The sequence below is a fragment of the Actinoplanes utahensis genome, assembly GCF_016862455.1.
Classification (GTDB): domain Bacteria; phylum Actinomycetota; class Actinomycetes; order Mycobacteriales; family Micromonosporaceae; genus Actinoplanes; species Actinoplanes utahensis.
Genome location: NZ_BOMZ01000120.1, coordinates 19908 through 46842, shown reverse-complemented (window position 1 = coordinate 46842; position 26935 = coordinate 19908). Strand labels below are relative to the sequence as shown.

The 26935-nt window shown below is 71.8% G+C and carries 26 protein-coding genes and 2 pseudogenes; 19 read left to right on the top strand and 9 right to left on the bottom strand.

Translation table 11 applies throughout. The features are described from left to right. The 6 genes and pseudogenes from Aut01nite_RS42095 to Aut01nite_RS42070 form a co-directional block, all read left to right on the top strand. On the top strand, positions 1-243 hold a 243-nt coding region (locus Aut01nite_RS42095; RefSeq protein ID WP_275409771.1), incomplete at its 5' end, for a VOC family protein. Between the two features lie 168 nt (positions 244-411). Continuing rightward, positions 412-1682, top strand: a pseudogene (locus tag Aut01nite_RS42090) (transposase). A gap of 118 nt (positions 1683-1800) precedes the next feature. After that, positions 1801-2397 (top strand): DUF4865 family protein, encoded by a 597-nt coding sequence (locus tag Aut01nite_RS42085; RefSeq protein ID WP_204037941.1) that lies wholly within the window; start codon positions 1801-1803, stop codon positions 2395-2397. A 210-nt stretch (positions 2398-2607) separates the two neighbouring features. Further along, positions 2608-4305: a serine/threonine-protein kinase gene (locus tag Aut01nite_RS42080; protein ID WP_236643031.1), complete on the top strand. Its 1698-nt coding sequence runs from the start codon at positions 2608-2610 to the stop codon at positions 4303-4305. 9 nt (positions 4306-4314) lie between these two features. Beyond that, positions 4315-4968 (top strand): hypothetical protein, encoded by a 654-nt coding sequence (locus Aut01nite_RS42075; protein ID WP_236643027.1) that lies wholly within the window; start codon positions 4315-4317, stop codon positions 4966-4968. 89 nt (positions 4969-5057) lie between these two features. Continuing rightward, complete coding sequence (locus Aut01nite_RS42070; RefSeq protein ID WP_043530019.1) at positions 5058-5753, top strand: carbonic anhydrase; 696 nt, start codon at positions 5058-5060, stop codon at positions 5751-5753. Between the two features lie 77 nt (positions 5754-5830). Here the strand turns inward: Aut01nite_RS42070 and Aut01nite_RS45035 are convergent. The 3 genes and pseudogenes from Aut01nite_RS45035 to Aut01nite_RS42055 all read right to left on the bottom strand — a co-directional run. Then, positions 5831-6133, bottom strand: a pseudogene (locus tag Aut01nite_RS45035) (oxidoreductase); the annotation flags it as partial. Positions 6134-6358: 225 nt separating this feature from the next. Next, positions 6359-7042, bottom strand: coding sequence for a response regulator (locus tag Aut01nite_RS42060; RefSeq protein ID WP_052164301.1), 684 nt, complete (start codon positions 7040-7042; stop codon positions 6359-6361). A 125-nt stretch (positions 7043-7167) separates the two neighbouring features. Next, positions 7168-8628, bottom strand: coding sequence for a sensor histidine kinase (locus Aut01nite_RS42055; protein ID WP_307837569.1), 1461 nt, complete (start codon positions 8626-8628; stop codon positions 7168-7170). Between the two features lie 88 nt (positions 8629-8716). On the opposite strand from Aut01nite_RS42055, the gene Aut01nite_RS42050 reads away from it, so the two are divergent. Further along, the gene (locus Aut01nite_RS42050; RefSeq protein WP_043530050.1) at positions 8717-10159 is read left to right on the top strand and encodes a serine hydrolase domain-containing protein; all 1443 of its coding nucleotides are present in this window, start codon (positions 8717-8719) and stop codon (positions 10157-10159) included. 905 nt (positions 10160-11064) lie between these two features. Then, positions 11065-11319, top strand: a complete 255-nt coding sequence (locus tag Aut01nite_RS42045; protein ID WP_043530009.1) for a hypothetical protein — start codon at positions 11065-11067, stop codon at positions 11317-11319. Positions 11320-11760: 441 nt separating this feature from the next. Here Aut01nite_RS42045 and Aut01nite_RS42040 read toward each other — a convergent pair whose 3' ends face one another. Then, on the bottom strand, positions 11761-13005 hold the full coding sequence (locus Aut01nite_RS42040) for an MFS transporter (protein ID WP_052164299.1): 1245 nt from the start codon (positions 13003-13005) through the stop codon (positions 11761-11763). Between the two features lie 118 nt (positions 13006-13123). On the opposite strand from Aut01nite_RS42040, the gene Aut01nite_RS42035 reads away from it, so the two are divergent. The 4 genes from Aut01nite_RS42035 to Aut01nite_RS42020 all read left to right on the top strand — a co-directional run bounded on the left by Aut01nite_RS42035 (position 13124) and on the right by Aut01nite_RS42020 (position 15496). Beyond that, positions 13124-13759, top strand: a complete 636-nt coding sequence (locus tag Aut01nite_RS42035) for a GntR family transcriptional regulator (RefSeq protein ID WP_043530006.1) — start codon at positions 13124-13126, stop codon at positions 13757-13759. A gap of 271 nt (positions 13760-14030) precedes the next feature. Continuing rightward, positions 14031-14474, top strand: coding sequence for a hemerythrin domain-containing protein (locus tag Aut01nite_RS42030; protein ID WP_052164298.1), 444 nt, complete (start codon positions 14031-14033; stop codon positions 14472-14474). 192 nt (positions 14475-14666) lie between these two features. After that, positions 14667-14981: a hypothetical protein gene (locus Aut01nite_RS42025; protein WP_043530004.1), complete on the top strand. Its 315-nt coding sequence runs from the start codon at positions 14667-14669 to the stop codon at positions 14979-14981. A 212-nt stretch (positions 14982-15193) separates the two neighbouring features. Then, on the top strand, positions 15194-15496 hold the full coding sequence (locus tag Aut01nite_RS42020; protein WP_236643025.1) for a hypothetical protein: 303 nt from the start codon (positions 15194-15196) through the stop codon (positions 15494-15496). A gap of 47 nt (positions 15497-15543) precedes the next feature. Here the strand turns inward: Aut01nite_RS42020 and Aut01nite_RS42015 are convergent, their stop codons facing one another. Beyond that, positions 15544-16344: a CPBP family intramembrane glutamic endopeptidase gene (locus Aut01nite_RS42015; protein WP_052164297.1), complete on the bottom strand. Its 801-nt coding sequence runs from the start codon at positions 16342-16344 to the stop codon at positions 15544-15546. A gap of 102 nt (positions 16345-16446) precedes the next feature. Here Aut01nite_RS42015 and Aut01nite_RS42010 point away from each other — a divergent pair, with 102 nt between their 5' ends. Then, positions 16447-17604 carry a sensor histidine kinase gene (locus tag Aut01nite_RS42010; RefSeq protein WP_152628973.1) on the top strand — a complete coding sequence of 386 codons (1158 nt, stop codon included), beginning with the start codon at positions 16447-16449 and terminating at the stop codon, positions 17602-17604. Continuing rightward, positions 17577-18236, top strand: coding sequence for a response regulator (locus Aut01nite_RS42005; protein ID WP_083999682.1), 660 nt, complete (start codon positions 17577-17579; stop codon positions 18234-18236). The genes Aut01nite_RS42010 and Aut01nite_RS42005 overlap by 28 nt, the downstream gene beginning before the upstream one ends. Before the next feature lie 67 nt (positions 18237-18303). On the opposite strand, the gene Aut01nite_RS42000 is transcribed toward Aut01nite_RS42005, so the two are convergent. Beyond that, a complete protein-coding gene (locus tag Aut01nite_RS42000; protein WP_083999680.1) occupies positions 18304-18771 on the bottom strand; it encodes a TIGR00725 family protein in 468 nt (155 codons plus the stop codon). 146 nt (positions 18772-18917) lie between these two features. On the opposite strand from Aut01nite_RS42000, the gene Aut01nite_RS41995 reads away from it, so the two are divergent. Then, on the top strand, positions 18918-19238 hold the full coding sequence (locus tag Aut01nite_RS41995) for a hypothetical protein (protein WP_043529998.1): 321 nt from the start codon (positions 18918-18920) through the stop codon (positions 19236-19238). 59 nt (positions 19239-19297) lie between these two features. Here the strand turns inward: Aut01nite_RS41995 and Aut01nite_RS41990 are convergent, their stop codons facing one another. Beyond that, on the bottom strand, positions 19298-19516 hold the full coding sequence (locus Aut01nite_RS41990) for a DUF4229 domain-containing protein (protein WP_043530039.1): 219 nt from the start codon (positions 19514-19516) through the stop codon (positions 19298-19300). Positions 19517-19600: 84 nt separating this feature from the next. Between Aut01nite_RS41990 and Aut01nite_RS41985 the strand changes: the two genes are divergently transcribed. Genes Aut01nite_RS41985 through Aut01nite_RS41975 form a run of 3 tightly spaced genes read left to right on the top strand, consistent with a single transcriptional unit; the run spans position 19601 to position 23060 of the window. Then, positions 19601-20122, top strand: a complete 522-nt coding sequence (locus tag Aut01nite_RS41985) for a PadR family transcriptional regulator (RefSeq protein WP_043529997.1) — start codon at positions 19601-19603, stop codon at positions 20120-20122. Continuing rightward, positions 20119-20817, top strand: a complete 699-nt coding sequence (locus tag Aut01nite_RS41980; protein WP_043529995.1) for an ABC transporter ATP-binding protein — start codon at positions 20119-20121, stop codon at positions 20815-20817. Before Aut01nite_RS41985 ends, Aut01nite_RS41980 begins: the two co-directional genes overlap by 4 nt. Continuing rightward, the gene (locus tag Aut01nite_RS41975; protein WP_043529993.1) at positions 20814-23060 is read left to right on the top strand and encodes an ABC transporter permease; all 2247 of its coding nucleotides are present in this window, start codon (positions 20814-20816) and stop codon (positions 23058-23060) included. The genes Aut01nite_RS41980 and Aut01nite_RS41975 overlap by 4 nt, the downstream gene beginning before the upstream one ends. Before the next feature lie 61 nt (positions 23061-23121). On the opposite strand, the gene fxsT is transcribed toward Aut01nite_RS41975, so the two are convergent. After that, a complete protein-coding gene (fxsT, locus tag Aut01nite_RS41970) occupies positions 23122-25917 on the bottom strand; it encodes an FxSxx-COOH system tetratricopeptide repeat protein (RefSeq protein WP_043529991.1) in 2796 nt (931 codons plus the stop codon). A 188-nt stretch (positions 25918-26105) separates the two neighbouring features. Here fxsT and Aut01nite_RS41965 point away from each other — a divergent pair, with 188 nt between their 5' ends. Continuing rightward, positions 26106-26318, top strand: coding sequence for a hypothetical protein (locus Aut01nite_RS41965; RefSeq protein WP_043529989.1), 213 nt, complete (start codon positions 26106-26108; stop codon positions 26316-26318). 45 nt (positions 26319-26363) lie between these two features. On the opposite strand, the gene Aut01nite_RS41960 is transcribed toward Aut01nite_RS41965, so the two are convergent. Continuing rightward, positions 26364-26933 carry a hypothetical protein gene (locus Aut01nite_RS41960; RefSeq protein ID WP_043529987.1) on the bottom strand — a complete coding sequence of 190 codons (570 nt, stop codon included), beginning with the start codon at positions 26931-26933 and terminating at the stop codon, positions 26364-26366. Between the last annotated feature and the right edge of the window lie 2 nt (positions 26934-26935).

Here is a 26935-nt window from a genome sequence, read left to right as displayed (position 1 = left end):
GTCGAACTTCTGCTCCAGCAGGTGACAGAGGCCAAGGTCACCAAGAACCGGTTACATCTGGACCTGCGCGTACCCGATCTGGCCGCGGAAACGGCCAGAGTGATGGCGCTCGGTGCGGGGCGTGTTACAGAAGACCCGATTGAGGAATACGGCTGGAGGTGGCATGTCTTCACCGATCCCGACGGCAACGAGTTCTGTGTACTTCAGCCGCCGAAGGACAATGGCGAAGTCCGCTCGTCCTGACTCTGGGGTGGCATTGAGTTCTCGCATTAGCGTGCCCTCTCGTCGGCAGATCCGTGTACTCGTCGGGTCCGTCCCCGAGCCGACTGCTGTAACTGAGCGTCATGCGGTGCCTGGGGTAGTTGACGCTTCGGCATGCTGAAGCCCGCGGAGCCGTGTTCGCGCCTATCGATGATCGTTGTGGCGGTCATGGCTGACCGAGCAGAAGCGATCGATGTGCTGGCGCAGTTCCGTGAGCAGCTCTACCGATGCATGACCAGGCGGGCGGACGCCTTGTTCGAGCTGGCCGACGTCCTGCTGTGCACCGACGGGCCGGTCAAGACCCTGGTGGGACTGTCCCTCGCCCGTCGTACAGGCTCACCTGAATCCCGGTCGCCTTCCCTGGCTGGCCGTACTCGATCGTCGCCGCACTGGAGAACGGCCGGACCTCCTGGACGGCGTTGCTGGACGCGGTCCGCCTGCCGCCCGGCGCGGACGTCACGACGATCACCTGCGCGCAGATCCGGCAGCTCGTCGACCGGCTGACTGACCCAGGCCAGTGGCGGCCGGGAGACCGTGACGTCCTCATCGTGCTCGACGCCGGCTACGAAGCCCCACGCATCGCCTGGCTGCTGCGTGACCTACCGGTGGGGATCCTTGGCCGGATGCGCTCCGACCGGGTACTGCGCCGAGCGACCCCGCCACGGGTCTACAACCCCGACGGCGGCCGGCCGGCCAAGCACGGCGGCGAGTTCGTCTTCGGAGACCCTGCCACCTGGAACAGCGAACAGGCGGTTACCCACACTGACACCCGGCTCTACGGCCAGGTCCGGGCGCAGGCCTGGGACCGGCTGCACCCACGACTGACCCACCGCGCCGCCTGGAACGACCATGACGGCCAGTTGCCGATCATCGAGGGCACGGTCATCCGGCTCACCGTCGAGCACCTTCCCAGCCGCGGCAAGCCGAAGCCGCTCTGGCTGTGGTGGTCCAAGATCGACGCCACCGATGCTGATGTCGACCGATGCCGGCAGGCGTTCCTGCGCCGCTTCGACATCGAACACACCTTCCGCCTGCTCAAACAGACCCTCGGCTGGACCACCCCGCAGCTGCGCGAACCGGCTGCCGCGGACCGCTGGACCTGGCTGGTCCTGTCCGCGCATACTCAGCTGCGTCTCGCCCGGCCCCTCGCCCAGGACCTGCGCCGGCCCTGGGAACGTCCGATGGCGCCGGAACGGCTCACCCCGGCCCGGGTGCGGCGAGGGTTTCGGAACCTCTGCGCAACCAGCCCTTCACCAGCGCGTGCACCGAAACCCAGCCGTCCCGGCCCCAGACGTCCGCCAGGTTCTCGCAACCGACAGGCCGCTGTCCGCCATGACGTCGGGCTCGTCCTGGTCACCGGCCAGGCGCATCAACGGCCGGCCCACCACAAGAAAGGCACCAAGCCCCGCCGAACTGGTTAGACGACAAGCTAACAGTCCCGGCGGCCGCAGGCGCCCCGCGCCGGACCCCATGTCCGCGACGTCCTGTGCTGGGTGATCGACTGTCCCGACGACGTCGCGCGCTCGAAGGGAAGCTGACATGTTCGCGAAGCAGTACGAGATCACCCTGCCGGCCGACTACGACATGGGGATCATCCGCAAACGCGTCGCCGTGGGCGGGCCCCTGTTCGACGCTGTCACGGGACTGGGTCTGAAAGCGTTCCTGATGCGCCGTCGCGGGGTCGCCGGAGCACCGGTCAACGAGTACGCCCCGTTCTATCTGTGGCACGACGCCGCCGCCATGACGCGGTTCCTCGTCGGCGGGGGCGGATTCCAGAACATCGTCCGCGACTTCGGGAGGCCCCCGGTCCGCCAGTGGGCGGTGGCGGCCACCTTCCGGGGACCGGCCGGGGCAGCGGTCCCGGAGAGCGCCTCCCGGCAGATCGTCCCGCTGGCGGCCGGCGGCCCGGAGCTGAGCGCCGTTGTCGAGGAGGAGGTCGAGCGGACGCGTGAGCTGTCCCAGCGCGACAGTGTGCACACGACCGCGCTGGCGGTGGACCCGTCACGCTGGGAGCTGGTGCGGTTCGTCCTGTGGCAGGGCGGTGTGCCGGACGGTGAGCCCGCCACCGAGCGGTACGAGGTGCTGCATCTGTCGGCTCCGGGTCTGGGTGGGCTGCCGGACGGGCGGCACTGGTGACCCGCGGGACGACCTTGATCGAGCGTTGTTCGATGCCGACGTCGCCGTGACCGTCGTAGGCGTACACGGAGATCTTCCAGACTTCGCTCGGCCCGTACGACAGCAGGAGGTCGAGAGGGGAACCACGAACCGCGAGTGAGCCGCATGGGCCTGTCCGGTCGCTGACAGCAACCGTTCGAGCGGACCCACGGTAGCGGCCGCGTGACCATAATGGTCGGCGCGGCGGAGAGCGGCATCCGCCCCCGGGACGGTGGAGTGGGAATGAGCGGCTGGCAGCTGTCCGGCTACACATCGGTTCGTCAGCTCGGCGCCGGGGCGTCGGGCAGCGTCGTGCTCGCCACCCACGACCTGACCGGAACACCTGTCGCGATCAAGTACCTGACGCACGTGCTCGGGGACGACGCCGAGTTCCGGGCCGCCTTCCGGCGGGAGGCGGAGTTGCTCGGGCAGATCGACGATCCGCACGTCTCCCGGCTGTACGAGTACGTCGAGTCCGCCGACGGCGCGGCGATCGTGATGGAGCTGGTCGACGGGGTGTCGCTGCGGGCGATGCTGCGGGAGCACGGCCCGGCCACTCCCGAGTCGGCGCTCTGTGTGCTGAAGGGATCCCTCGCCGGGCTGGCGGCGGCGCACGCGCACGGGGTCGTGCACCGCGACTACAAGCCGGAGAACGTGCTGGTCACCGCGGAGGGAACGAGCAAGCTCGCGGACTTCGGCATCGCCGTACCCGTCGGCCGGGGCACCGGGACCGTCGTGACCGGCACACCCCGTTACATGGCGCCCGAGCAGTGGACGGGCGCCCCGGCGACACCGGCCTGCGACGTGTACGCGGCGACCGCCACCTTCTTCGAATGCCTCACCGGCCGGCCGCCGTTCGACGGGGCGAACCTCTTCGCCCTGCACGATCAGCACGCGAACGCGCCGATCCCGACGGATCCGGCCCCGGTGGCGGTGCACGAGCTGCTCCGGCGGGGTTTGGCGAAACAGGCCGCCGACCGGCCGCCGCACGCCGTCGCCTTCCTGGACATCCTGGAGCGGGTGGCCGGTACGGCGTACGGCCCGGACTGGGAGGACCGCGGCCTCCGCGAACTGGCTCGCCGGGCCGCGCTGCTGGCCGCGCTGTGGCCGTTCCCGGACCGGGCCACCGGCGGGACCAGTTTCGCCACGACGACGGTGAGCAGCGCCGCGGCCGGCCGTGGCGGCGGGTTCCGCAGGCACCGCGGGATGGCGCTGGCCGGTGGCGCGCTCGTCGCGGTGCTGCTGGCCGGCGCGGCCGGGTACCGTTACGCCGCCGCGGCCGGCGAGACCCCGGTGTTCGCGACGGGCCAGACGAGCCCGGAAGCCGTCGCACCGGCTGCTGCCGGGCCGTCCAGCGCGGTCGTTCCGGCGGTCACGACGGCGCCGCCGGTCTCGGCCGCGCCGTCGACCGCACCGGCCCCGGCCGCACCGGCGACGACGACGACCACCCCCGCCACGACCACGACGACCGAGACGACGCCGGCGGCGGCGAGCCCGTCGCCCTCCACGTCGCCCAACCCTTCCCCGTCGCCGGCTGACACCACCGCACCCGCCGTCGGGGCGGTCACCGCGAAACCCGCGGCGCTGGAGGCGGAGAACTGCCGTTACGGCAACCGTACGAGCACCATCTCGGTGACCGTCACCGACGAGGGAAGCGACCCGGCGGCGCTGGAGGTCGGCTTCCGCTACACGGTGAACGGCTCCACCTCGACGGTCGCGATGAGTTCGATCGGCAGGGGCGTCTTCCGGGGGACGCTCGGCCCGCTGCCGTCGCCCAGGTCGGTCACCCGGATCCCGGTCACGGTCGTCGCGTCCGACGCGGCCGGGAATCCGGCCCGCTCGGCGTCACCGGCGTACGTGACCCTCGACGTCGTCTGCACCCCCGGCTAGGAGCTCACCGTGTCCACTGCACCGAGACCCCCGGAGCCTGTCGACCCCTGGGCGACCATCGACCGTCCCGCTGCCACGGTGAACCTCGACGGGCCCACCGCGTACCTCGGCGATCCGGGCCGGACCGTCCACCTCGGGCCGGATCAAGGGGCCACGACCGTACGCACGCAGCAGGAGGTGCGGTTCGGGCCCGGCGTGCCGGTCGCCCCGCCCGCCGCACCGACCTGGTCCACTCCCACCCCGGCCCGGCGCCCGCTGTGGCGCCGGGTGACCTCGCTGGTCTCCGGCCTGCTGACGCTCGCGCTGGTCGGTGTGGTCGGCTTCATCCTCTGGCAGCGGCTCAGCCCGCTCGAGGTGGAAGGTGTCACGATCGCCGTGCCGCGGCCCGCCGGAGACCGCTGCGACGTCTCCGTCGACGTGGTCGCCACCGTGCGGACCAACGGACGGAGCGGCGCGATCCGCTACCAGTGGCTCCGCTCGGACGCGCTGCCCAGCGCCGTGCTCACCGAACGGGTCCCCCGCGGCCAGAACACCGCCACCCTCACTCTGAACTGGTCGTTCAACGGAGTCGGCACGGCCACCGAGACCGCCACCGTCAACATCGTCGAACCATCGGCGATCCAGGCCGGAACCGAGGTCGTCTACCGCTGCGGGCGCGGCTGACCGTTGTGTCGACCATCGCAGCGATCGGGCCTGTCCACGCGCGACGGACGGGAGGAGGATTCGGATTCTCACCCTGATTTGGAGATCCGATGATCGACTCATCCCTCCGCCGTCGTGCGCTGTTCACCGCCGGCGGTGCCGTCGCCGGTTCGATCGCCGTCGGCGCGGCCGCGCAGCCGGCCGCCGCGGCCACCCCCCGTCCCGCCGGTCCGCGAGCCGCGCTGAAGGCCCTGCTGGACGGCAACCGCCGGTTCGTCACCGGGCACGCCCGGCACCCGCACCAGACGGTGCGCCGCCTGCACGAGGTGTCGACAGCTCAGCACCCGTTCGCGGTCCTGCTCGGCTGCGCCGACTCGCGGGTGTCGCCGGAACTGCTGTTCGACCAGGGCATCGGTGACCTGTTCGACGACCGGGTGGCCGGCAACATCGTCGACGACCTGCTGCTCGGCAGCATGGAGTACGCGATCGAGGAGTTCGCCCCGCCGCTGGTGCTGGTCCTCGGCCACGAGCGGTGCGGCGCTATCTCCGCGACGCTGAACGCGATCGCCACCGGCACCTCGGCGCCCGGCCACATCCAGACCATCGTGGACGCGCTGCGCCCGATCGTGACGCCCTATGTGAACGCCGCCGACGGCGTGGAAAAGGCGGTCCGGGCGAACATCCGGGCCCAGGCCGCGGCCCTGATCGAGCGCAGCGAGATCGTCCGGGAGAAGGTGGAGCGGCACGAGCTGGCGGTCGTCGGCGCCCGCTACGACCTGGACACCGGCGTCGTCACCGTCCTCTGACCCGGCCGGCCTGGCCGATCCTGTCGAGGTCGGCCAGGCCGTCGAGGACAGCCGCAAGCCCCGAGGTGCCGGATCAGGCCATCCTGCCGGTCACGGTCGACGACGGCCTTCGCCGCGATGCGCAGACCTGCGGGGTACGGGTGAAGCGCCCCCGATTCAGCTGGTCGGTGACGCGCGGCCCGTAGGCGTCGGCGGTGTCGATGTGGGTGATGCCGAGTTCGGCCGGCTCGCGGAGCACGGCAAGTGCCCATCCCGGTCAGCGGGCGGACCCATCACCGACGGGCCGGTGAGTCGCATGGCGCCGTATCCGAAGCGGGTGACGATAGCTGCTCGAGGAGGTGCGCGCCGCTCCGCTCGACGATACCAGCCGCAGTGGTCAGATCGCCGAGTGTCCAGGTGCCGCCGGGAAGGCCGTACCTCTGATTCGTGATGGTCTGCCGGATTCCCAGCCGACTGACGCTGCGCTCGCTGAACGCGACACCGACCTTGTCGGTCACCGTCTCGTACGAGCCGACCGATCTGGGCCTGTCCCCGCACCGGATGAGGCGCGGCCTCACATTCCGGGCTGAACAGCACAGGGGCGAGGTGTCCGCTCACCGCGACACCTACGACGTGGTCTCCCCCGCCAGGCCCGCCTGAAAGCCGGCGATCACCAGCTGCGCCCGGTCCCGGGCGTCCAGCTTGATCAACAGCCGGCCGATGTGGGTCTTCAGGGTGGCCCGGCTGATGTGCAGGGCACCCTGGATCTCAGCGTTCGACAGGCCCCGGGTGATCAGCGTGAGGACCTCCCGCTCGCGCGGCGTCACCTCCGGCAACTGCCGGACAGCCGGCGACGGGCTGACGAAGGCGGCGATGAGGCGGCGGGTGACACTGGGGGCGAGCAGCGCCTCCCCACCGGCCACGATGCGGATGGCGTCGAGCAGCCGTGCCGGGGTGGTGTCCTTGAGCAGGAAACCCCCGGCTCCCGCCCGCAACGCCCGATAGACGTGATCGTCGAGGTCGAACGTAGTGAGCACCAGCACCCGCGGCGGGCACGGGCCGGCGGTCAGGCACGCGGTCGCGGTGATGCCGTCGCCACCGGGCATCCGGACGTCCATGAGAACGAGGTCGGGACGGTGCTCGGCGGCGAGCGCTACGGTCTCGCCGCCGGTCCCCGCCTCCGCGACCACGGTGACACCGGGGCTGGCGTCGAGCAGCCGGCGCACGGCGGCCCGGAACAGCGGCTCGTCATCGGCCAGCAGCACCCGCACGTCGCCCCCGGCCCCACCGCCACTCGTTCCAGCACTCATGCCACCAGCCGGATCGCCACCCAGGCCACCAGCCGGATCGCTGCTCATGCCACCAGCCGGGCCGCTGCTCATGCCACCAGCCGAGCCTCCGGTCATGCCATCAGCCGGGCCGCCCATGTCGCCGATCATGCGGCGTACGGCAGGGTCGCCCGGACCGCGAACCCGCCACCCGGCTCCGGTCCCGCCGTCAGCGTGCCGCCGTGCAGGCCGGCGCGTTCGCGCATGCCCGCCAGGCCGAACCCGCGCCGGCCGTCGCCGCCCCGCAGCCCACGAACAGGCCGGACCTCGCCTTCCCGCGCACCCGCCACACCGATCGCCGGCTGGGCGCCACCCTCGCACACACCCGCCACCCCATCGCGTTCCTGAACACCCGCCATACCTTTTCCCGGGGGGGCGCTGCCGTCCCGCCCGGCCGCCATTCCTGGTCCGGGCGCCGCCTGGCCGTCCCGCACACCCGGCGCACCGGAGGCCGGCGGGGTATCGCGGCCACCATCGGTCACGGACAGGGTGAGCGCGTCCGGCGACGCCGTGACGGTGACGTGACCACTGCGGGCACCGGAGTGGCGGCGCACGTTGGTGAGAGCCTCCTGCACGATCCGGTAGGCGGACGTCTGCACCGCGGCCGGAACGGCCGACACCGACGACCGGTCCACGGTGACCCGGACGCCAACCGCCCGGGTCGCGTCGATCAGCGCGTCCAGCCCGGCCAGACCCGGGTCGGAGGTGAACTCGCCAGACCGCCCGCCCGACTCCGGCGCGAAGGTCGATCGACCAGCCAGCCGGGCTGAACCAGGCGCGAAGGCCGACTCGCCAGACAGCCCGCCCGCACCCGGCACCAAGGCCGACTCGTCAGACAGCCGGGCTGGGCCCGGCACGAAGGTCCGCAGCCCGCCCAGCACCGCACGGACGTCGCTGAGGGCGGCCCGGCTCACCTGCTCGATCGTGCGCAGCGCAGCGGCCTGCCCGGTGCCCAGGTGCTGAGCGACCGCGGCGTCCATGGCGATCAGGCTCAGGTTGTGCCCGACGACGTCGTGGACGTCCCGGGCGATCCGCAGCCGTTCCTCGGTGATCGCCTGGGCGGTGCGCAGCCGCGCCAACTCGGCGGCGTGCCGGCGACGGGCCCGGACCGCCCGGGCCAGCACCCACGAACCGGTGATCACGGTGACGGTCATCGCGGCCGCCGGCAACGGCGTCGTGCTGAACGACTCCACCGCCTCCGGGGCCGCGATCAGGGGCAACCTGCCGGTGGCGGCATCGGCGGCGCCGGGTAGCAGGATCCCCGCCAGCGCGGCCGGCAGACACCAGACCGGGCTGCGCGCCGAGCCGGCCACCGGGTAGAGCGCGAGGGCGAGCGCCCACATCGCCACGTCGGCGCCCGTGCCGGCCAGCACGGCGACGGCCGCGGTCACCGTGGTGACCGCCAGAACCAGCTCGGGCCGACGGCGGCGGGCGGCCAGTGGCAGCCCTAACAGCACGGCGGGCATCCACACCGCCACACCGCCGGCCGGTGTCCGGAACACCGCGGCGGCCATCACCGCGACGGCCAGCAGCACATCGAGGGCCGGCGGGACTCGGCGGGACACCATCACGGTCGCAACGGTATCGACCGCCGTCGTCCGCGGCATCGGACCGTGGTCCGATGCCGGGGACGGCCGCACCGAGCACGCTGGACGGGTGCTGATCCGAACACTGACCGCCGTGCTCCTCGCCGTCCCGGCCGCTCCGCCGGTCACCGGCCCGACCCCGTCCATCATCGACGCGGTGGTGCAGTCCTATCGGGAGGAGACCGGGGTTCCCAGTGTCGCCGTCGCCGTCACCCACGGTTCCCGCGTCGTCCACGTCGCGGGTTACGGGCGCACCGCTCACGGCGAGGCGGTCACCGACCGTACCGTCATGGCCGTCGCCTCGGTCAGCAAGTCCATGACGGCCCTCGCGGTCCTCCAGCTGACCGTCTCGCACGGGGTGCGGCTGGACACGGCGGTCCGCACGTACCTCCCGGAGTTCACCCTCGCCGACGACCGTGCGGGCCGGATCACCGTGCGGCAGCTACTCGACCACACCTCGGGCCTGACCGACCGGACCAATCCGTCCTTCAGCCGCCCGCCGGTTCCCGACCTGCGGGCGGCCGTCGCGGCCATGCGCACCGCCCGGCTGGCCACGGACCCGGGCACCGCCGTCGAATACCACAACCCGAACTTCCAGATCGCCGCCCGGCTCGTCGAGGTGGTCAGCGGGCGGCCGTTCGGCGACTATCTCCGCGACCACGTCTTCGCCCCGCTCGGCATGACCGACAGCCGGACCCTCGACACCGCTGATCAGCTCCCGGCGAGCAGCCGCGGCCACATCATGATCGCGGGAGTGCCCGTCGCCCTGCCGGAGCCACCCGCTTTCGGCGCCGGGTCGGGCGCGGTGGTGAGCACCGCCCACGACATGGCGTCCTGGCTGATCGCCCAGGCCGGCCAGGGGCGGGGGCCGGACGGCCGGCAGGTGGTTCCGGCCGCGGCGGTGGCCGAGATGCACCGCCCCTCCGCCGGCGGATACGGACTGGGCTGGCAGGCCGGCACCACCCCGTCCGGCGCGCCGCTGGTCGACCACGACGGCGACATGATGACGTTCACCGCCTACCAGGCCGTCCTGCCGGCCAGCGGGTACGGCGTCGCGGTCATGGCCGGCACCGGCACGCTGCATCGGGACGCCCAAACCATCGGCGCCCACATCATCGATGTGATCGAGGGGCGCACCCCGCCGCACGCCACCACTCCCCTGGTCCCGGTCGACCTGGTCCTGATCGGGCTCGCTCTCGCCGTCGCGCTGCTGGGTGTACGCGGCGTCCGCCGGGCCCGGCGACCGACCCGCCGGTCCACCGTCACGCTGCTGCTCTGGCTGGTGCCGCTGATCATGCTCGTCCGGTTCCATCGGATCGTCACCGCCCTGTACCGCGGCCGTGACATCTCCTGGCTCCAGACGGTCTACCTCTATCCCACCTTCACACTGCTGCTCACGGTCACCTCGCTCACCGGCCTCGCGATCATCGTCCGCCGCATGGCGCTGCTCGCCCGCCCGGCACCCGAATCGATCAAGCGGCCCGGTTTGGAGGAGAGCCAAGCTCCGAAGTGACCGGTCCTTGCCGTGACTGCGCCGACCGCTGTCCTCGACGACGCCGTGGTGGATCCGACACCGCCACCGCGGCGGGAATCCGCGTCACCACGCCGGGACATCCTGTTCTGGGAGGCGTTCCGGGCGATCCGCCCGGATCCAGCCGGATCGCCGCGAACATCGGCACCGTCGCCTCCGTGGCCCGCAACACCACCGACACGTTCCCGGAAGGCTTCGAGGAGGCCACCCTGACCCGCCCGGAGGACGTCACCCGACGCGGCTTCCGGCCGGGATGGTCAGCGGAGTCCGACGCTGGTCGGCCCCGTGCCGCCGGGCGGCGCCACGAGACGCCGCACCGTCAGCCCGAGTCGGCGGACATTCCCATCGACGACGCGGCGGTCCCTGAAAGCCCGACGTACGGCGCTGCTCATTTCTCGTCCAGTTCGACTCGAGCAGGAGGATCGGCCGGCACCACTCGAGCAAGAGGACCGGTCTCCGGCCGAAGGATCACCGTGAGCACCCTCCGAAACGCCTCGGAGGCCGAGCCGCTGCCCGTGGCGAACTCGCCGGCGGCCCAACCCATGACAGCGACACCCTGCTGGTACGACCACATCCCGCACCGAGATGACGTCGGCCGCGACGGCCGCCTGCTCGACAGTGATCTACTTCCCGAGGTCGCACGATGGCCGATGACGGGAAGAGCCGGCCGCGGCGCCTCCACCCGCACGGGAACCGGTGAGACGCCTCGGTACTACCACTGGCCGGCGTCGCAGCACGCCCGGCTTCCACCGCATCACCGTCTCCGGACCCGCCCCTTCCTCCGCCTGCGCGACGGTCTCCCGGCAGGGGGCAGGAAGCCGCACAACCGATGAACGTCGGCGATCGCTGATGCGTGCAGGATGGAGATCGGTGGGTAAGAGCGGTCAATGGCTATCGAACCGTCACAGGACGCCCAGCGGATCGCGGAGTCGATGCGTCACACCGCGGAGGAACTGGAATGCGCTGAGGAGACCCTGCACCGCAGCGCCTCCGCGTCGCCGGACCAGCGCACCGCCGAACGGCTGGACCGCCTCGGTGACGCGGTGACCGCCGAGGCCCGCGCGATCGCCCGGCGCGCCGGCAACCTGGCCGGACCCGCGCGGACCGAACCGTCGAGCAGCCCGCCTGAGCAACGCCGTTAGTACTGCTACGGCGGGGTTCCGGCATAGCAGTGGTTGCGGTTTTCGTCCGGCTGGCTGTGGCTGCTGTCCCAGCGCTGCTGAGACAGCCATCCGTGTCCTTGCGACGCCCGTGCCGTGCGGGAAAGTCGGCCGCTGGGCGCGGTCGACACAACGTCTTCGATCAAGGCATGAGCTGCGGTGATGGCGACTTTGGAGTCAGCAGCCACAACCAGCCGGGGGTGACCGGCACGGACATGCATGACCCGCACTCGAGGGCGACCGTGAGGAGACGCCTGCCGGGGGTGACCGGCACGGGCATGCATGACCCGCCTTCGAGGGCGACCGTGAGGGGACGCCTGCCGGGGCCGCCGCGAGGCACGGGACGTTGCGTGGCCCGTACCCGAGCATGGTGTGAGAGAAGCGCCGCGGACCGGAAGCGGACCTCCGCCGCAACGGTCCTGATCAACCGGCCTTTCGAGCGCGGCCGACGACGAACGGGATCAGTGCCAGGCCGGCCAGGCCCCCGGTGATCGCGAGGGCCGCATAGCTGGTGGCGGTCATGACCAGGCCACTGGCGAGGCCGCCACCGGCTCCGGCGAGCGCGATGAGGAGGTCCACGTTGCCCTGGATCCGGGCCCGGCCCTCGACCGGAGCGGCGTCGGTGATCATCGCGGTGCCGGCGACCAGGCCCAGGTTCCAGCCGAGGCCGAGCAGGATCAGCGCGGCCGACAGCAGCGCGACCGAATCGTCGGGGGCGGAGGCGGCGACGAGGCCGGCGGCGAGCAGCGTGACACCGGAGGCGACCGCGACCGGCGCCCGGCCGACCCGGTCGACGAGGATGCCGGTGACCAGTGACGGCAGGTACATCGCGGCGATGTGCAGGGAGATGACCAGGCCGGTGGCGGCGAGGTCGTGGCCGTGGGCCCGCATGTGCACCGGTGTCATGGTCATCACCGCGACCATGACGAGCTGCGAGAGGATCATGGTGGCGGCGCCGGCGATCACGCCGCGGGACGCGGTCCCCGCCGGGGCGGCCGTGGCGGTGACGGCCGGGATGGCGTGGGCCTGCGGAGCTCTGGAGGCCAGCAGCGGGTCGGGACGCAGCAGCAGGAACAGGATCACTCCGGCGAACGCGTAGGCGACGGCGGCCAGGGCGAACAGTCCGGCCAGCGCGGGCAGGCCGAAGTGCTCGGCGGCGCGGCCGCCGGCGGCGACGAGGTTCGGCCCGATGACGGCGCCGACGGTGGTGGTGACCAGCACCGCACTGACGGCTCGGCCCCGGCGCTCCGGCGCGGCCAGGTCGGCGCCGGCGTAGCGGGCCTGCAGGTTCGTGGCGGTGCCGGCCCCGTAGGCGAACAGCGAGATCAGCAGCAGCACGACACTGTCGAGGGCTGCCGCGACGACCACCCCCGCGGCGCCGAGTGCGCCGGCGGCATATCCGGCGACGAGGCCGGAGCGGCGGCCGAGGCGCTGGGAGAGGCGTCCGACGGCGAGGGCGGCGACGGCGGAGCCGCCGGTGGAGAGGGCGGCCGCCATCCCGGCGAGGGCGCCGGCGCCGAGCATCTGCTCGGCGAGCAGCGCACCGACGGTGACTCCGGCGGCCAGCCCGGCGCCGCTGAACACCTGGGAGGCCATCACCACGCTCAGGGTGCGCTGGTGCAGGGCGGAGCGGCCGGTCGATTCGTCAAGGTCGGTCGTCGATAGCACGACGTCATGTATACATTATGTATCCAACATAGGCCAGGGCCGGGCGTGAGGCGCCGTGGGAGGCGGTTGGATACTTGGTTCCGGCGTACGACAGGCGTCATGGTGCGAAGGAGAGTCGTTGGACGGCAGCGCGAGTGCGGCGGAACGGTCCTACCGCACGATCCGTGACGGCATCCTCAACGGACTCCACCCGGCCGGCGCCATGCTCGGCGAGGAGTCCCTGGCCGCCGAGATCGGCGTGAGCCGCACCCCGGTCCGCTCCGCGCTCGCCCGTCTCCAGGACGAGGGCTGGATCGTCATCTACCCCAAGCGGGGCGCGCTCGTGCAGGGCCTGAGCGAGCGGGCGATCGCCGACCTCCAGGACACCCGCCTGATCCTGGAGTCGGCCGGGGCGAGCCGGGTGAGCGCCGAGATCCGCGACGATCTCGCCGAGCGGCTGCGCGTCTCGATCGTGGCGCAGCGTGACGCCTTCCAGGACCGGGACGTCCGGCGGTTCATCGAGTTGACGATCGACTTCCACCGCGCGTTCGTGCAGGCCGCGGGCAACGACGTGCTGCTGGAGCTCAACGACCGGCTGGCCGACCGGCAGCGGTTCCTGCTGTTCTGCAAGGGCGACCACCTGCTGGCCCGCTGCGACGACATCATCGCCGAGCACGAGACGCTGGTGGAGCGTCTGCGCGCCGGCGACGCCGCCGGGTTCACCGATGCGCTGCGCGACCACCTGGCCGACAACTACGTGCCCGGCCCACGCTGACCACGCGGGGCCCGGATCGCGCGGGAGTAGGGTCGAGGTGTCACCCCGGACCCCGGTGGCATCGGCGCCCGGCCATCGCGGCGAGCGGGCGCGTTCGTCACCGACCGCCTCCGAGTGCGACACCTCTCCGGCTCCGGCCGCAGTCAGGACTGATCATGTGGTTCATCCGTTTGTCCTGCCACAACCACCACGTCATCGACGCGCCGGTCTCCCTGGGCCGTCTCCACCGTCAGATCCTGGGGACCTCGAATGCGATCGGCCGGGCCCGGCGATGACCTCCTTGGACCTCATCGATGCCCTGACCAGGGAACATGACGAGATCCGGCGGCTGTGCACAGCCGTCGATCGGTCCCACGACGAGGAGCGGGGCCGCAGGTTCGCCGACTTCTCCCGGGTGGTGCGCCGTCACGAGTTCGGCGAGCGGGAGGTCGTTCATCCCGCGGCCCGCGACGCGTCGGCCCTCGGCCGGACGGTCGGCCGGGACCGGATGGTGGAGTCGCACTCCATCGAGCGGTCCCTGGACACGCTGGACGCCCTCGGCACCGGCGACCCGGGCTTCGGCGACGGATTCGCCGCCCTGCGGCAGGCCGTCCTGGAACACCTGACGAGGAAGGAGGTCGACGAGTTCCCACTCCTGCGCCGCCATGTCCCGGTCCAGCGGCTGCACGGGATGGCCGGCGAGCTCCACGACGTCCGGGTCCTGGCGGCGAACTGAGCCGGTTCCCGCGGGTGTGGCCGGGGGATGTCGGAGTCGGCGCGCATCGTCATTGAATCTCTCCCGTATGCCGACAGAAAATTCATATTCGACAGAAATGGCTTTACGCCGACCCTTTCCTTGACCGTGCACATCTAACGATGAAACGGTTGCCGTACCCCGTCCCGGGGCGAACAAAAGGAGAGGTGCACGATGACCAGTGCCGGCGAATTCGAGATCATCATACAGAACAAGACCGGTGTCGAGATCAAGGCCACGAAGTTCGAGTACATGGACGGCTCGAGATCGAAGAACGAGAACATATTCTTCGGCGGAAACGACCGTATCGGGAACAACGAGGAGAGGAGATACACCCGCACCCTCCAGGGAGTGGGTGGGGAGATGACCAGTTTCACGGTGACCTATCAGCACCGCGTCGGCAACAACTGGAGCGGAAATCATGTCGCCCAGACCGACCGGTTCGAGTGCAATGACCGTGAGCAGAAGGTCGTCGTCCTCACCGACTGACGATCTCGAGCCGGGCTCTTTTCCCGTGTGCATTCCCGCCGTGATTCGCGGAGCCACCTGCCGCAATCAACGGCCGCGAACGGCGGAGAACGGCCGCGCGGCAGGTTGGATTCCATGGCCGGGATCCGCCGGCCGCACGGCGCGGGCCGTTTCGGCGGGTTCACGCGGGGAATCATCACCCCATGCAGCCAACGGAGCAGTATGGGACAACGATGCCGACCCAGCCCCTGCCGATCGCCCGGGTCAACGTCGGAATGATGGTCGTGGACGCTGCCGGTGACCAGGTCGGCACGGTGAGCGCCGTGCAGATGCCCGGAACCGACGTGCACCCGGACACCGTGGCGGGTGTCGCGGAGGCTCTCATGGCATCCGGTTACCTCCGCATCGACGGCAGCGGGGCGCTGTCCAACGACGTCTACGTCTCCGGCGAGCAGATCGCCGGCAGCGTCGAGGGCGAGCCGGGCGTGGTGAACCTCCACGCCGGCCGCGCCGATCTGCACCGCGCCACCGACTGACGTCAGCCCCGCCGGCGTACCGCTCCGCACCGCGCCACCGACTGACGTCAGTCCCGGCCGGCGTGCCGGATGACGTGCCGGGCCGCGACCAGTCCGGCCAGCACGAACACACCGCCGATCACCGCGAGGTAGGCGCCGTAGCTCTCCGGCCGCGGCGCCGCCCACAGGCCGGCCACCGATGAGCTGACGTGGAATCCGCCGTGCACCGTCACCGCCGGCCACACCGATCCGGTTCGCAGCCGGAACGCCGTGGCCGGCAGCGCGAACCCGAGCGGCAGCAGCAGGAACGTCAGCCGCTCGCCGACGGTGTCGGCTCCGGACGAGGACAGCAGGTGCGGCACGGTGAAGACCAGCACGGACAGCGCGGTCACGCCCCACAGTGGCAGCCGTCCGAGCGCCGTCTGCACCAGATAGCCGCGGAACAGCACCTCCTCCGGGACGGCCTGCAGCAGGAACGCCTGCGCCAGCATCATCAGCACGCCGAGGAGCACCGGGCCCTGCGGCGACGATCCCGATGTGGTCAGTCCCGCGGCGGCGGCCAGGGCGGTTCCGGCGGCGGTGCACGCGGCGGTCACGGTCAGGGCGACGAGGCAGGCTCGCCCGGCGGGGCGGCCGAGCCCGAGCGCGGCGATCGGCCGCCGGTCGATGCCCCGGACCAGCGCGATCGCCAGCCCGATCCCGGCCGCGCTCGCGCACAGGCACGCGCCGAGGTGCTGCGCCGGCCCGGCCGGCAGGACCAGGGCGACGTATCCGGAGAATGCCGCGGCGAACATCGCGACCAGGGTGAGCAGGGCCCGGACCGGGAGCGGCAGCCGGGGACGGGACGGAGCGATCGATGTGGTGGTCATGCCGGACGACGCTAGGGATCCGCGGGTGGCGGCACATCGTGCTGCGGTCATGGCGGAGAACCATGACTCGGGTCATGGGGGTGCCCGCTCTACCCTGAGCGGGTGAACACCCCCCGGCAGGATCGTCCGCGATTGGTCAGTGTGCTCTTCTGGGGCTGCCTGGCCGCGCTGGCCGTGCTGCACACCGCCGGCCCGGGTCTGGCCGTCGGGGGCCGGTGGCTGCTGGCCGTGTTCCTCACCGCGATCGCGCTGGCGTGGCCGGCGCTGCGCTGGCGGCGCGGGGCCGGGCGCTGGCCGGTCACCGCCGTGTTCCTCGTGCTCAGCGTCCTCGCGGCGATGGTCGACGGCACCGGCGTGAGCCTGTTCTTGATGCTGATCGCCCTGGCCATCATCACCCTGGTGTTCGGCCCGCGGGCGGGCGCGGCCACCACCGCCGGTCTCACCGCCGTTCAGTTCGCCGCTCAACTGCTGCTGGTGCACCGGCCGCCCGGCGCCGCGGCGTACGAGGCCTTCGCCATCGCCCTGTACGGCGTCTTCGTGATGACTCTGGCGACCGCCGTGAACGAGGCCCGTGCCGCGCGCGACCATGCCGACCGGTTGCGGTCCGAGCTGGCCGAGGCCCATCAGGAGCTTCAGCGGTACGCCGACCGCGTGCACGATCTGGCCGTGGCCGAGGAGCGTGTCCGGATGGCCCGGGATCTGCACGACTCGATCGGCCACCATCTCACCGTGATCAAAGTCGGTCTGGAGAACGCCGACCGCTGGCACGACCGCGATCCGGCCGCCGCCCGCGAGGACGTCCGCCAGGCCAGGTCGCTGACCGGTGAGGCGCTGCGGGAGATCCGCCGGGTGGTACGTGCGCTGCGCCCGGCCCAACTGGACGGCAGGCGGGGCAGCGAGGCGCTGCGTGAGCTGGCCCGGACCTTCGACGGCACCGGCCTGGAGGTCGACGTGACCGTCGACGGTGCGGAGCGCCCGCTGGCCGAGCCCCGGGAGAACGCCCTGTTCCGGGCTCTGCAGGAGAGCCTGACGAACGCGTTGCGGCATTCCGGCGGGAGCCGGGTCACGGTGCGGCTGCGTTTCGCCCCGGACGCGGTCCGGCTCAGCGTCACCGACGACGGGAACGGCGCCGGCGGGGCGCCGCCCGGTTTCGGCCTGACGTCGCTCGCCGGCCGGGTCCGCGCGGCCGGCGGCGCGCTGCGCACCGGTGACACCGGCAGCGGCTTCCGGGTCTGTGTGGACCTGCCGGAGCCGGCGTGACGATCCGGGTGCTGCTGGTCGACGACCAGGATCTGATGCGCCGCGGCCTGCACCGGCTGCTCGAGCTGGAGCCCGGCATCGAGGTCGTCGGCGCGGCCGCCTCCGGCGACGCCGCGCTGGCGCTGCTGGAGCACATCGACGTGGACGTGGCGCTTGTCGACGCACGGATGCCCGGGATGACCGGGGTGGAGCTGATCGCCCGCCTGACCCGCGACCATCCGGGCGTGAACGCGCTGGTGCTGACCACGTTCGACGAGGACGAGTTCGTGTTCGGCAGCCTCCGCGCCGGCGCCCGCGGCTTCCTGCTCAAAGACGCCTCCCCGGAGGCCCTGGTCGCCGCTATCCGGTCCGCCGCGCACGGCGGCACGGTGATCGACGGGCAGGTCGCGTCCCGGGTGCTGGCCCGGGTCGGCACTCCCCCGGCGCCGACGTCCGCTCTTCCCGGGCTGTCGGCCCGGGAGGACGAGGTGGCCCGGCTGGTCGCGACGGGCGCCTCCAATCAGGAGATCGCCCGGCGCCTGTTCCTCACCGAGGGCACCGTCAAGAACCACGTCTCCGCCGCTCTGCGCAAACTCGGGCTCCGCGACCGCACCCAGCTCGCCCTGGCCTACTCCCGGGCCGGGGATCGCTGACGCCGACTCACGGGAGCGCCCGGTCCACGGCCTCCTCCGGCGTCCCGGCGTGATCGCTGACGCCGGCTCACGCGAGCGCCCGGTCCACGGCCTCCTCCGGCGTCCCGGCGTGGTGGATGCCGCCGACCGGGGTTCCGTCGGCGGCGACGACGTGCCAGCCGCCGAGGGCGACGACCGGGATGTCACCGCGCCGCATGGCGAGGGCGACCTCGCTGAGGGTGCCCCAGGAGCCGCCGATGCTGATGACGGCGTCGGCGCTCGCGACGATGACCGCATTGCGCGCCTCGCCCATATTGGTCACGATCGTCGCCGACAGGTCCGGGCAGGCTCCCGCGGCGCTGTCGCCGGGCCGGATGCCGATGACGAGGCCGCCTTTCGCGCGGGCTCCGGCCGCGACGGCGGCCATCACGCCGGTTCCGCCGCCGCAGATGACCACGGCGCCGCGCTCGGCGAGCAGTTCACCGACGCGGTGCGCGTTCGCGGCGTCGGTGCGGGTGCAGTCCGCGGGCCCGCAGACGGCGACCTGACGCGTCATGGTTGTCCCTTTCGGGTCGAAAATCGCGGAAAGCGGGCCACGTGCCGTCTGTGGGGTTTTCGTCGCTCGCGGGACGGGAAAACCCCTAATCAAGAACGGACAGGCCACTCGGACAGTCCGATACGACGCACCCTTTGGAGTTTCCCATGACCACCACCGCTCCGGTCGACGGCACCCGCACCGCCCACTTCACCGGTCACCACGAGGCGCACCACGCGCACCCGGTGGGCACCGAGACCAAACCCTCGTGGAAGACCACCGAACTGTTCGTCTACCTGGCGGCGGTGGCCGGCGTGCTGATCGCCTCGCAGACCGTCGGCGACGGCGCCGCGAACAACGGCGCGGACTACTTCGCCGCCGACAAGGCCTGGTTCTACATCACGCTGCTGACCATCGGCTACCTGGTCAGCCGTGGCCTGGCGAAGGCCGGCAGCCGCAGCCACGCGCTCGACCCCCGCGAGCGCTGACCCCGGCAGCACGAAGGGGCGTTCCCGCATGACGACTGCGGGGACGCCCCTTCGTGCTGTCACTTGCCGGCGCGGCGGCGCTCGATCGAGTCGACCAGTTTCTCCCCGACCTCCTGCCGGGCCCTGCGCAGCAGAAAGACCGACAGCACCAGACTGATCAGCATGGCGATCAGCGCCCGCAGGAAGATGTCGACCCCCAGCGGCAGCGCGGTCAGCACGGCGAAGACGGCCAGGAAGACACCCAGGCGGGCGAGGGCGAGAAAGAGCACGGAACGCATCGGCCCATCATGCCGGAAAGCCTGCCGTCATCCCGCCCGGCTGCATATACATAGGGTTTATACATCGTGTGTATAGTGGCTGCCATGTCAGTCAGCTTCGCCCTGCTGGGGCTTCTCGAGGGCGGTCCCCGCCACGGTTACGACCTGAAACGCTCCTACGACGAGGCGTTCGGACGAGACCGGGCGCTGCACTACGGCCAGGTGTACGCGACGATGGCGCGCCTGCTGAAGAACGGTCTGGTCGAGGTGGAGTCGGAGCCCGGCGACGGCCCCGACCGCAAGCGCTATGCGATCACCGACGCCGGGATCACCGACATGGCCGCCTGGCTCACCCAGCCCGAGAAACCCGAGCCCTATCTGCAGAGCACGCTGTACACCAAGGTGGTGCTCGCGCTGATGACCGGCCGGGACGCCGCCGAGGTCCTGGACACCCAGCGCTCCGAGCACCTGCGGCTGATGCGCGAGCTGACCCGCCGCAAGATCGACGGCGACCTGGCCGACGAGCTGATCTGCGACCACGCCCTGTTCCACCTGGAAGCCGATCTGCGCTGGCTGGAGCTCACCGCCGCCCGCCTGGACCGCCTCGCCGAGAAGGTCGGCCGGTGACCGCCCCGTCGAGCGGCACCCGGCCCGTGCTGACCGCCGAGGACCTGCACCTGGGCTTCGGTGAGACGCGAGCGCTGCAGGGCGCTTCCCTGTCGGTCTACGCGGGTGAGGTCCTCGCCCTGATGGGCCCCTCCGGCTCCGGCAAGTCGACGCTGCTGCACTGCCTCGCCGGCATCCTCACGCCCGAGTCGGGCAGTGTCCGCTACGGCGACCGCGACCTGGCCCGGATGTCCGACACCGAGCGCAGCGCGTTGCGGCGCGGCACGTTCGGGTTCGTGTTCCAGTTCGGGCAGCTGGTTCCCGAGCTGACCTGCCTGGAGAACGTGGCCCTGCCGCTGCGGCTGGCCGGCGCCGCCCGCCGGGACGCGCACCGCCGCGCCGCCGACTGGCTGGAGCGCCTGGAGGTCGCCGACGTCGGGGGCAAACGGCCGGGCCAGGCCTCCGGTGGTCAGGGCCAGCGGGTGGCGGTGGCGCGGGCGCTGGTCACCGAGCCGACGGTGATCTTCGCCGACGAGCCGACCGGCGCCCTGGACTCGCTCAACGGCGAGCTGGTGATGAAGCTGTTCATCGCGGCCGCCAAGGAGACCGGCGCCGCGGTGGTGCTGGTGACCCACGAGCCGCGGGTGGCCGCCTACTCCGACCGGGAGGCGGTCGTGCGGGACGGCCGGGTGCGGGAGCGGGAGCTGATCCGGTGACCGGCCCGCGCAGTTGGATCTTCGAGCTGGCCCTCGGGGCCCGGATGAGCGTGGCCGGCGGCCGCTCCGGCATCCTGCGGCTCGCGCTGATCGCGATCGGTGTCGGGCTGGGGGTCGCGGTGCTGCTCGGCGCGGCGACGGTCCCGGCCGCGATGTCCGCGAGCAACGTCCGCACCGGCGCTCGCGCCATCGACAACCAGGCGGAGGTGCCGCGCGGCGACGACACCATGCTCACGGCGCACCTCGGTAGCCCGTACCGTGGCCAGTCGATCGACGGTGAGCTGCTGCAACCGGAAGGCTCCCGCCCACCGCTCCCACCCGGGGTGTCCCGGATCCCGGGACCGGGCGAGATGGTCGTCTCGCCCGCGCTGGCCCGGTTGCTGGCGCAACCGGACGCCGCGCTGCTGCGCGAGCGGTGGGACGCCGAGGTGATCGGCACCATCGGCGACGAGGGCCTGTCCGGCCCGGCGGAGCTCTTCCTCTATCTGGGTACGAACACACTGTCCCCGGACACCGCCGTCCGCATCCGCGAGTTCGGGCCCCCCGGGGCGGTGGCCGAACCCGAGACGGTACCGATCTTCGTACTGCTCACCCTGGTCGGCATGGTGGTGCTGCTGATCCCGGTGATGGTGTTCATGGCCAGTGCCGTCCGCTTCGGCGACCAGGCCCGCGACCGGCGTCTCGCCGCCCTGCGCCTGGTCGGCGCCGACGCCGCGATGACCCGCCGGATCGCCGCCGGGGAGACGCTGACCGGGGCCGTCCTCGGTCTGCTGATCGGCGCGCTGCTCTGGGCCGGCGGGATCGTCCTGGCCAACCGGTACGGCACCGGCGGGCTCAGCTTCTACCTGTCCGACATGCGCCCGGTGCCGCTGCTGGTGGCCGTGATCGTGATCGTGGTGCCGGCCGTGGCGGTCACGGTGACCCTCTCGGCGATGCGCCGCGTCGTCGTCGAACCGCTCGGCGTGACCCGGATGAGCGTCACGATCCGCCGCCGGCTGTGGTGGCGGCTGATCCTGCCGGTGATCGGCGTGGTCCTGCTCTGGCCGCTGTACCAGGGCATCGACGAGTCGTCGTCCGGCTACGAGATCCAGGTCGTCGTCGGCATGGCGTTCCTGCTGATCGGCATAGCGCTGCTGCTGCCGTGGCTGGTCGAGGCGACGGTACGCCGGCTCGGCGGCGGGAGCCCGGCGTGGGAACTGGCGGTGCGGCGCCTCCAGTCCGACAGCGGCACCGCCATCCGCGCGGTGTCCGGCATCGCCGTCTCGGTGGCCGGGGTGATCGCCATGCAGGGCATCGTGACCGGCGTCGAATCGCTGTATGACGGCGACGGCGACGCCGGCCCGGTCCGCTACGGCACCGTCGTCATGCCGATGACCGAACTACCGGACCGTGACTGGGCCACCGCGCTCGCCGCCACCCCCGGCGTCCGCGAGCACCGGGTCATGCGGATCGTGCAGGCCGGCGACCAGGCCCGGTTGCGGATCGCCGACTGCGACGTGCTCCAGCAGCTCTCCCCCGAGATCGGCGCCTGCCGCGACGGCGACGTGTTCGCGCTCGGCGGGGCCACCGCCGGAAAGAGGTACGCGCTGGGCGAGGCGGGCGTCGCCTGGACGGCGCCGCCGGCCACCCGGGTCGTCACGGGCACCACCGACGAGCCGGCCTCCGGCGAGACGCTGCTGGTCACCCCCGCCGCCTTCGCGGGCGCCGCGGTCGCGCCGGACAGCACCAGCTTCTACACCGCCCTCGACGGAAACGATCCGGACGCCCTGGAACGGCTGCGGAACACCGCCGCCCGACTGGACCCGCAGGCGTACCTCTACTCCTACGACCGAAGCTCGGTCCGCGACGCCCTGGCCGGCATGCGCGACGCCCTGCTGGCCGGCACGGCCGCGCTACTGGTCCTGATCGGCGCCAGCATGGTCGTCAACGTGGTCGAGCAACTCCGCGAACGCCGCAAGGTCCTCGCGGTGCTGGCCGCCTTCGGCACCCGCCGCCGCACCCTGGGCGCGTCGGTGCTCTACCAGGTCGCCATCCCGGTCCTGCTCGGCATGGCGCTCGCCGTCACGGTCGGCACCGCCCTGGCGTCGCTGCTGATGGTGGCCGTCGAAGCCCCGGTGACCGTCGACTGGTTCGGTATCGGCGCCACCTCCGGCATCGCCGCCCTGGTCGTCCTCGGCACCACGGCGGCCGGCCTGCCGGTCCTGTGGCGGCTCACCGCCGCCGGAAACCTGCGCAGCGAGTGACGCGGTCGGATGGCCGCCGGCCCGGGCTCTCTCGAAAGCCCGGGCCGGCGGCTCCCGCCGACTACACGTGAGGTTCGATGTCGCACTCGGCACGTCCGCCGTGGACGGCCGCGGCCACCTGCGGATGCTCTGCCCCGAGTTGCTGACGCAAGGCGCCGATCGCGGCCGCCCGGCGGGCCTGAAGCAGGGCGGGCTCGTCCGCCGGATCGGTGACGAGGGTCCGGTTCACCGTGGCGAGCAGGACGTCCGGGTGATCGGCGAAACCGGCCTCGACAGCGGAGGCGATCATGTCGTCGAGCAGTCTGGCCGCTTCCGCGGTCTCCCGGGCCGCCGCCCGGTCGTTCGCTAGTCCCACCGCCGCCGCGAACGTGTAGGGATGCATGTCACCGAGCTGCTCACGAAGCATCAGGTAGGCGGACTCCCCGGTGCGGCGCGCCCGCGCCCGCTCCCCCATCGCGCGGAGGATCACCGCCTGGTCGACCGCCGCGGCCAGGGTGAGCGGGTTCTGTTCGCCGAACTGCCGCCGGTACACGTTGACCGTCGTCAGCGCGACGTTGAACGCGAGGCTGAGATCCGGCGGCCGGTCGCCCGCTCCGGCGGTCGCGGCGGCACGCAACGCGTTGGCATAGGTCATCGCGGCCGCCAGCGTGCGATGGTGATCGGGGCCCAGGTAGCTCCGGGAGTTCCGGAAGACCTCCTGGCTCTGCTGGAGCGCTTCGTTCACATCGCCGAGCTTCCGCAGACAGACCGCGACGGTACGGCCGGCGAACAGCGCCGTCGGGTGCCGGTTCCCGAGCCGCACCCTCAACCGCGGAAGCACCTCCCGCGCAAGGTCGAGCGCCTCTCGGTAACGGCCCAGCCCGTACAGATCCCAGGCCAGATTCGACCGGTACGACAGGGTCGGCTCAGCATCCGGACCCTGTTCCTCGGTGAGCAGCTGCACGAGTCTCCGGTCGGTATCGGACGCCCCGTGGAAGTCACCGAGTGTTCGTGCGCTCGCCGCCATGGCCCCCAGCGCCTCGATCGGGGAATCACCGTCACGCTCAGCGGTCTCCACGCGTTTCCGCTCCAGCGCCAGCGCCTCGGCGTACCGGCCCCGCACCCGCCACAGATGTGCCAGCTGGCCGGCGGCGCGCTGCGCCATCCGGCTGTTCGACGGTGAGTCCTTGAACTGCCGGTGCAGGGAAAGGGCCAGGTCGGCGGCTTCCCGGTAGCGGCCGAGAGCCTCCAGCGCGTCACCGAGTTGTGCCACGGCGGTGGCGACCTGGTCGTCCGCCCGCTCGTACGGATCCGTCCAGGCCGCCCTGGCCTGCTCGTTGAGCCGGCGGCTGGCCTCGAAGTCACCGCTCACGTAGAGGTACCGCGCCTGGTCGAGGACCACTTGCCGGACCCGGGGATCATGGTCCTCGATGAGTCCCGCGGCGGCGAGGTGCGGGCCGATCTGGGCGTGCATCTCCCAGTTGATCGGAGCGTCCGGGTTTCCCGGATCGGCGCCGGCCAGCAACCAACGGGCGTTGTGGTACGCCTGTTGCCGGTCATGGTCCGAAAGGGAATCGCGAACGATCAGCTGGACCAGGCGGTGCACCCAGATCCGTTGCCCGTGATCGAGGACGGTGACCAGACCGGAGTCCCGCAACAACCGGACCGCCGCCTCCAGTTGGTCCTCGTTGGCGAGCGTACGGCTCAACGGCGCGGCGATGACACCCGGATCCGCCGAGCGCAGCAGCACCAGCGACACCGATTCCGGGTTCAGGCAGGAGAGCAGAGCCAGCAGTTGCGCGGCGGCCGGAGAATCGGCGCGAATCCGCGCGAGCGCATCGCGGAAGACCCTCACCACCGGTTCTGGATAGGTCCACGAGGTCTCCGGGGGCGGCGATGCGACGGCGCCCTCGTCCAGCCGCCGCATCAGCTCGGTGACCGGCGATCCCGTCGCCGCCTGCATCGCCGCCACCTGTTCCAGGGCCAGCGGCAGGTCGCCGAGCCGATCCGCGACCTGGTCGGCGTCGTGGAACGAGAACTGGCCACGGCGTTGCAGGAACGCGATGCTGTCCGAGCGGTGGAAGACGTCGACGTGCAGGTCCCTGCCGTGCTCCGACCACGCGCTGTCCCGGGTGGTCACCAGCACGTCGCCACCGGCTGCCGGCAGCAACTCGGCCATCCCTCCGGGACTGCCCGCCGAGTCGAAGACCAGCAGCCAGCGAGGGCCCCCTCTCTCCAGGCGCCCCAACACCGCGGCGACGGTCTGCCGCATGTCCCGGCCGGTGGGCAGGTCGAGACGCTCGCCAAGAGCGGCCAGGGCGGCCCTGGCCTGCGACGGCTGTTCGGCCGGAATCCACCAAACCACCCCGTAGCGGTCCCGGTGCCGGTGGGCGTACTCACGGGCGAGGCTGGTCTTACCGATCCCGGCAAGCCCGTGCAGCACCACAGGACTCCACGGCCTCGCGGAGATCAGCTGCTCCATCTCGTCCAGGAGGTCCGTCCGGCCGGTGAAGTAGGCGTTCCGGGGCGGCATCGAACTGAGGAGACCTGCCGAGGGAACAGCGGGGGTGTCCGGGCCGACACTGGGAACAACGGAGTGGACACCGGCCACGTCCTCATTCCACAGGTCGAAGAAGCGTCGCACCTCGGTGTCGGGATTTGGTCGGCGCACATCCCACTCGGCGAGTATGCGGATGACCGACTCCACCTTGGACCAGCGGGGTAGCGTCGAGCCTCTGAGCAGCGCGTTGATTGTTTCATGACTGACCGTGTCCGGCATGTCGCGGGATCGGATCCCTTGGCTGATCCGGCGGGCGGACGGCTTACCGGCGGCCCGGAAGAGGTCGCGCAACTCGGTCAGGAAGTCGGACTCCGGCACTCCCCCACCTTCCCGGTCCCACGGATCCCGCATGCGGATGGTGCGATTAGCGACCCTGTTCGCGTGAGCGTGGATCTGCCACACTTCAAGAGCGTCAGAAAGTGACTAGATCCATCAAGTTAGCAGCTCAGAGCCCTGCGGACAATCCCTTCAGGGCACTGCATGCCGCCCGAATCCAGGAGTGAACCGTGCGCCCCACCTCCTCACCCGACCCGTACCACCGCACCGAATTGGCCTCCTTCGTGGCGATTCTGGTGGTCGGGGTCCTCCTGATCTCCACCACCGGGGTCGACCCGACCGCCGTCGCCGCGATCACCCAACTGGCCGCGGCCTATCTGGCCTGGCGCATCGCCCGTGTCCGCCGCCCCCTTGACGAGGACCCGCACGCCGGTCCGGCCTGAGCTCCCATCGTGTCAGATTCTGAAAAGGACGGCGAGGCCGGAGGCTCACAGATCCGCGCACGTCCGTTCGTTCGGCAGCAGAGGCCGGATCACCAGGCCCGCGCCCTGGTTCTCCGCCGGTGAGGATCCCTCCAGCACCCGGCACGGTCGCGTACCGGAGGGGTCCACCACCGCGTACCGCTCCGGCAGGTAATCCCCGCCGTCCACGCCGCTGTCACGCACCGCACCCGGGAACGCCAGCACCCGCCCGCGGATCCCGCCCTCGCGTGCCTCCGGCCCCACCACCACGGTCTCGTGGCTGCCGTGGTCGTCGGTGATCCGGACGGTGAGCGCCCCGGCGTCCACGATGTCGCCGCGGTCGTGGACCCGGCCGCGGAACAGCCCGGCCCGATCCGCGATCCGGTACAGCTCCCGGATCCGGTCCGCCGGGATGTCGCGGACCCGGCCGGTCATCATGCCGTCCCGTACCGGTCCGCGCAGCACCGCCGACCCGTCCCCGAACAGTGTGACCTCCGGCGGCGTCCACCGGTCGACGGCCGTCGCCAGTCCCTGCGCGCGGGCCACCACCACGATCGCGCCCACCGGCTCCACCGGCGGCCGGGGTGGCGGGTCCACGC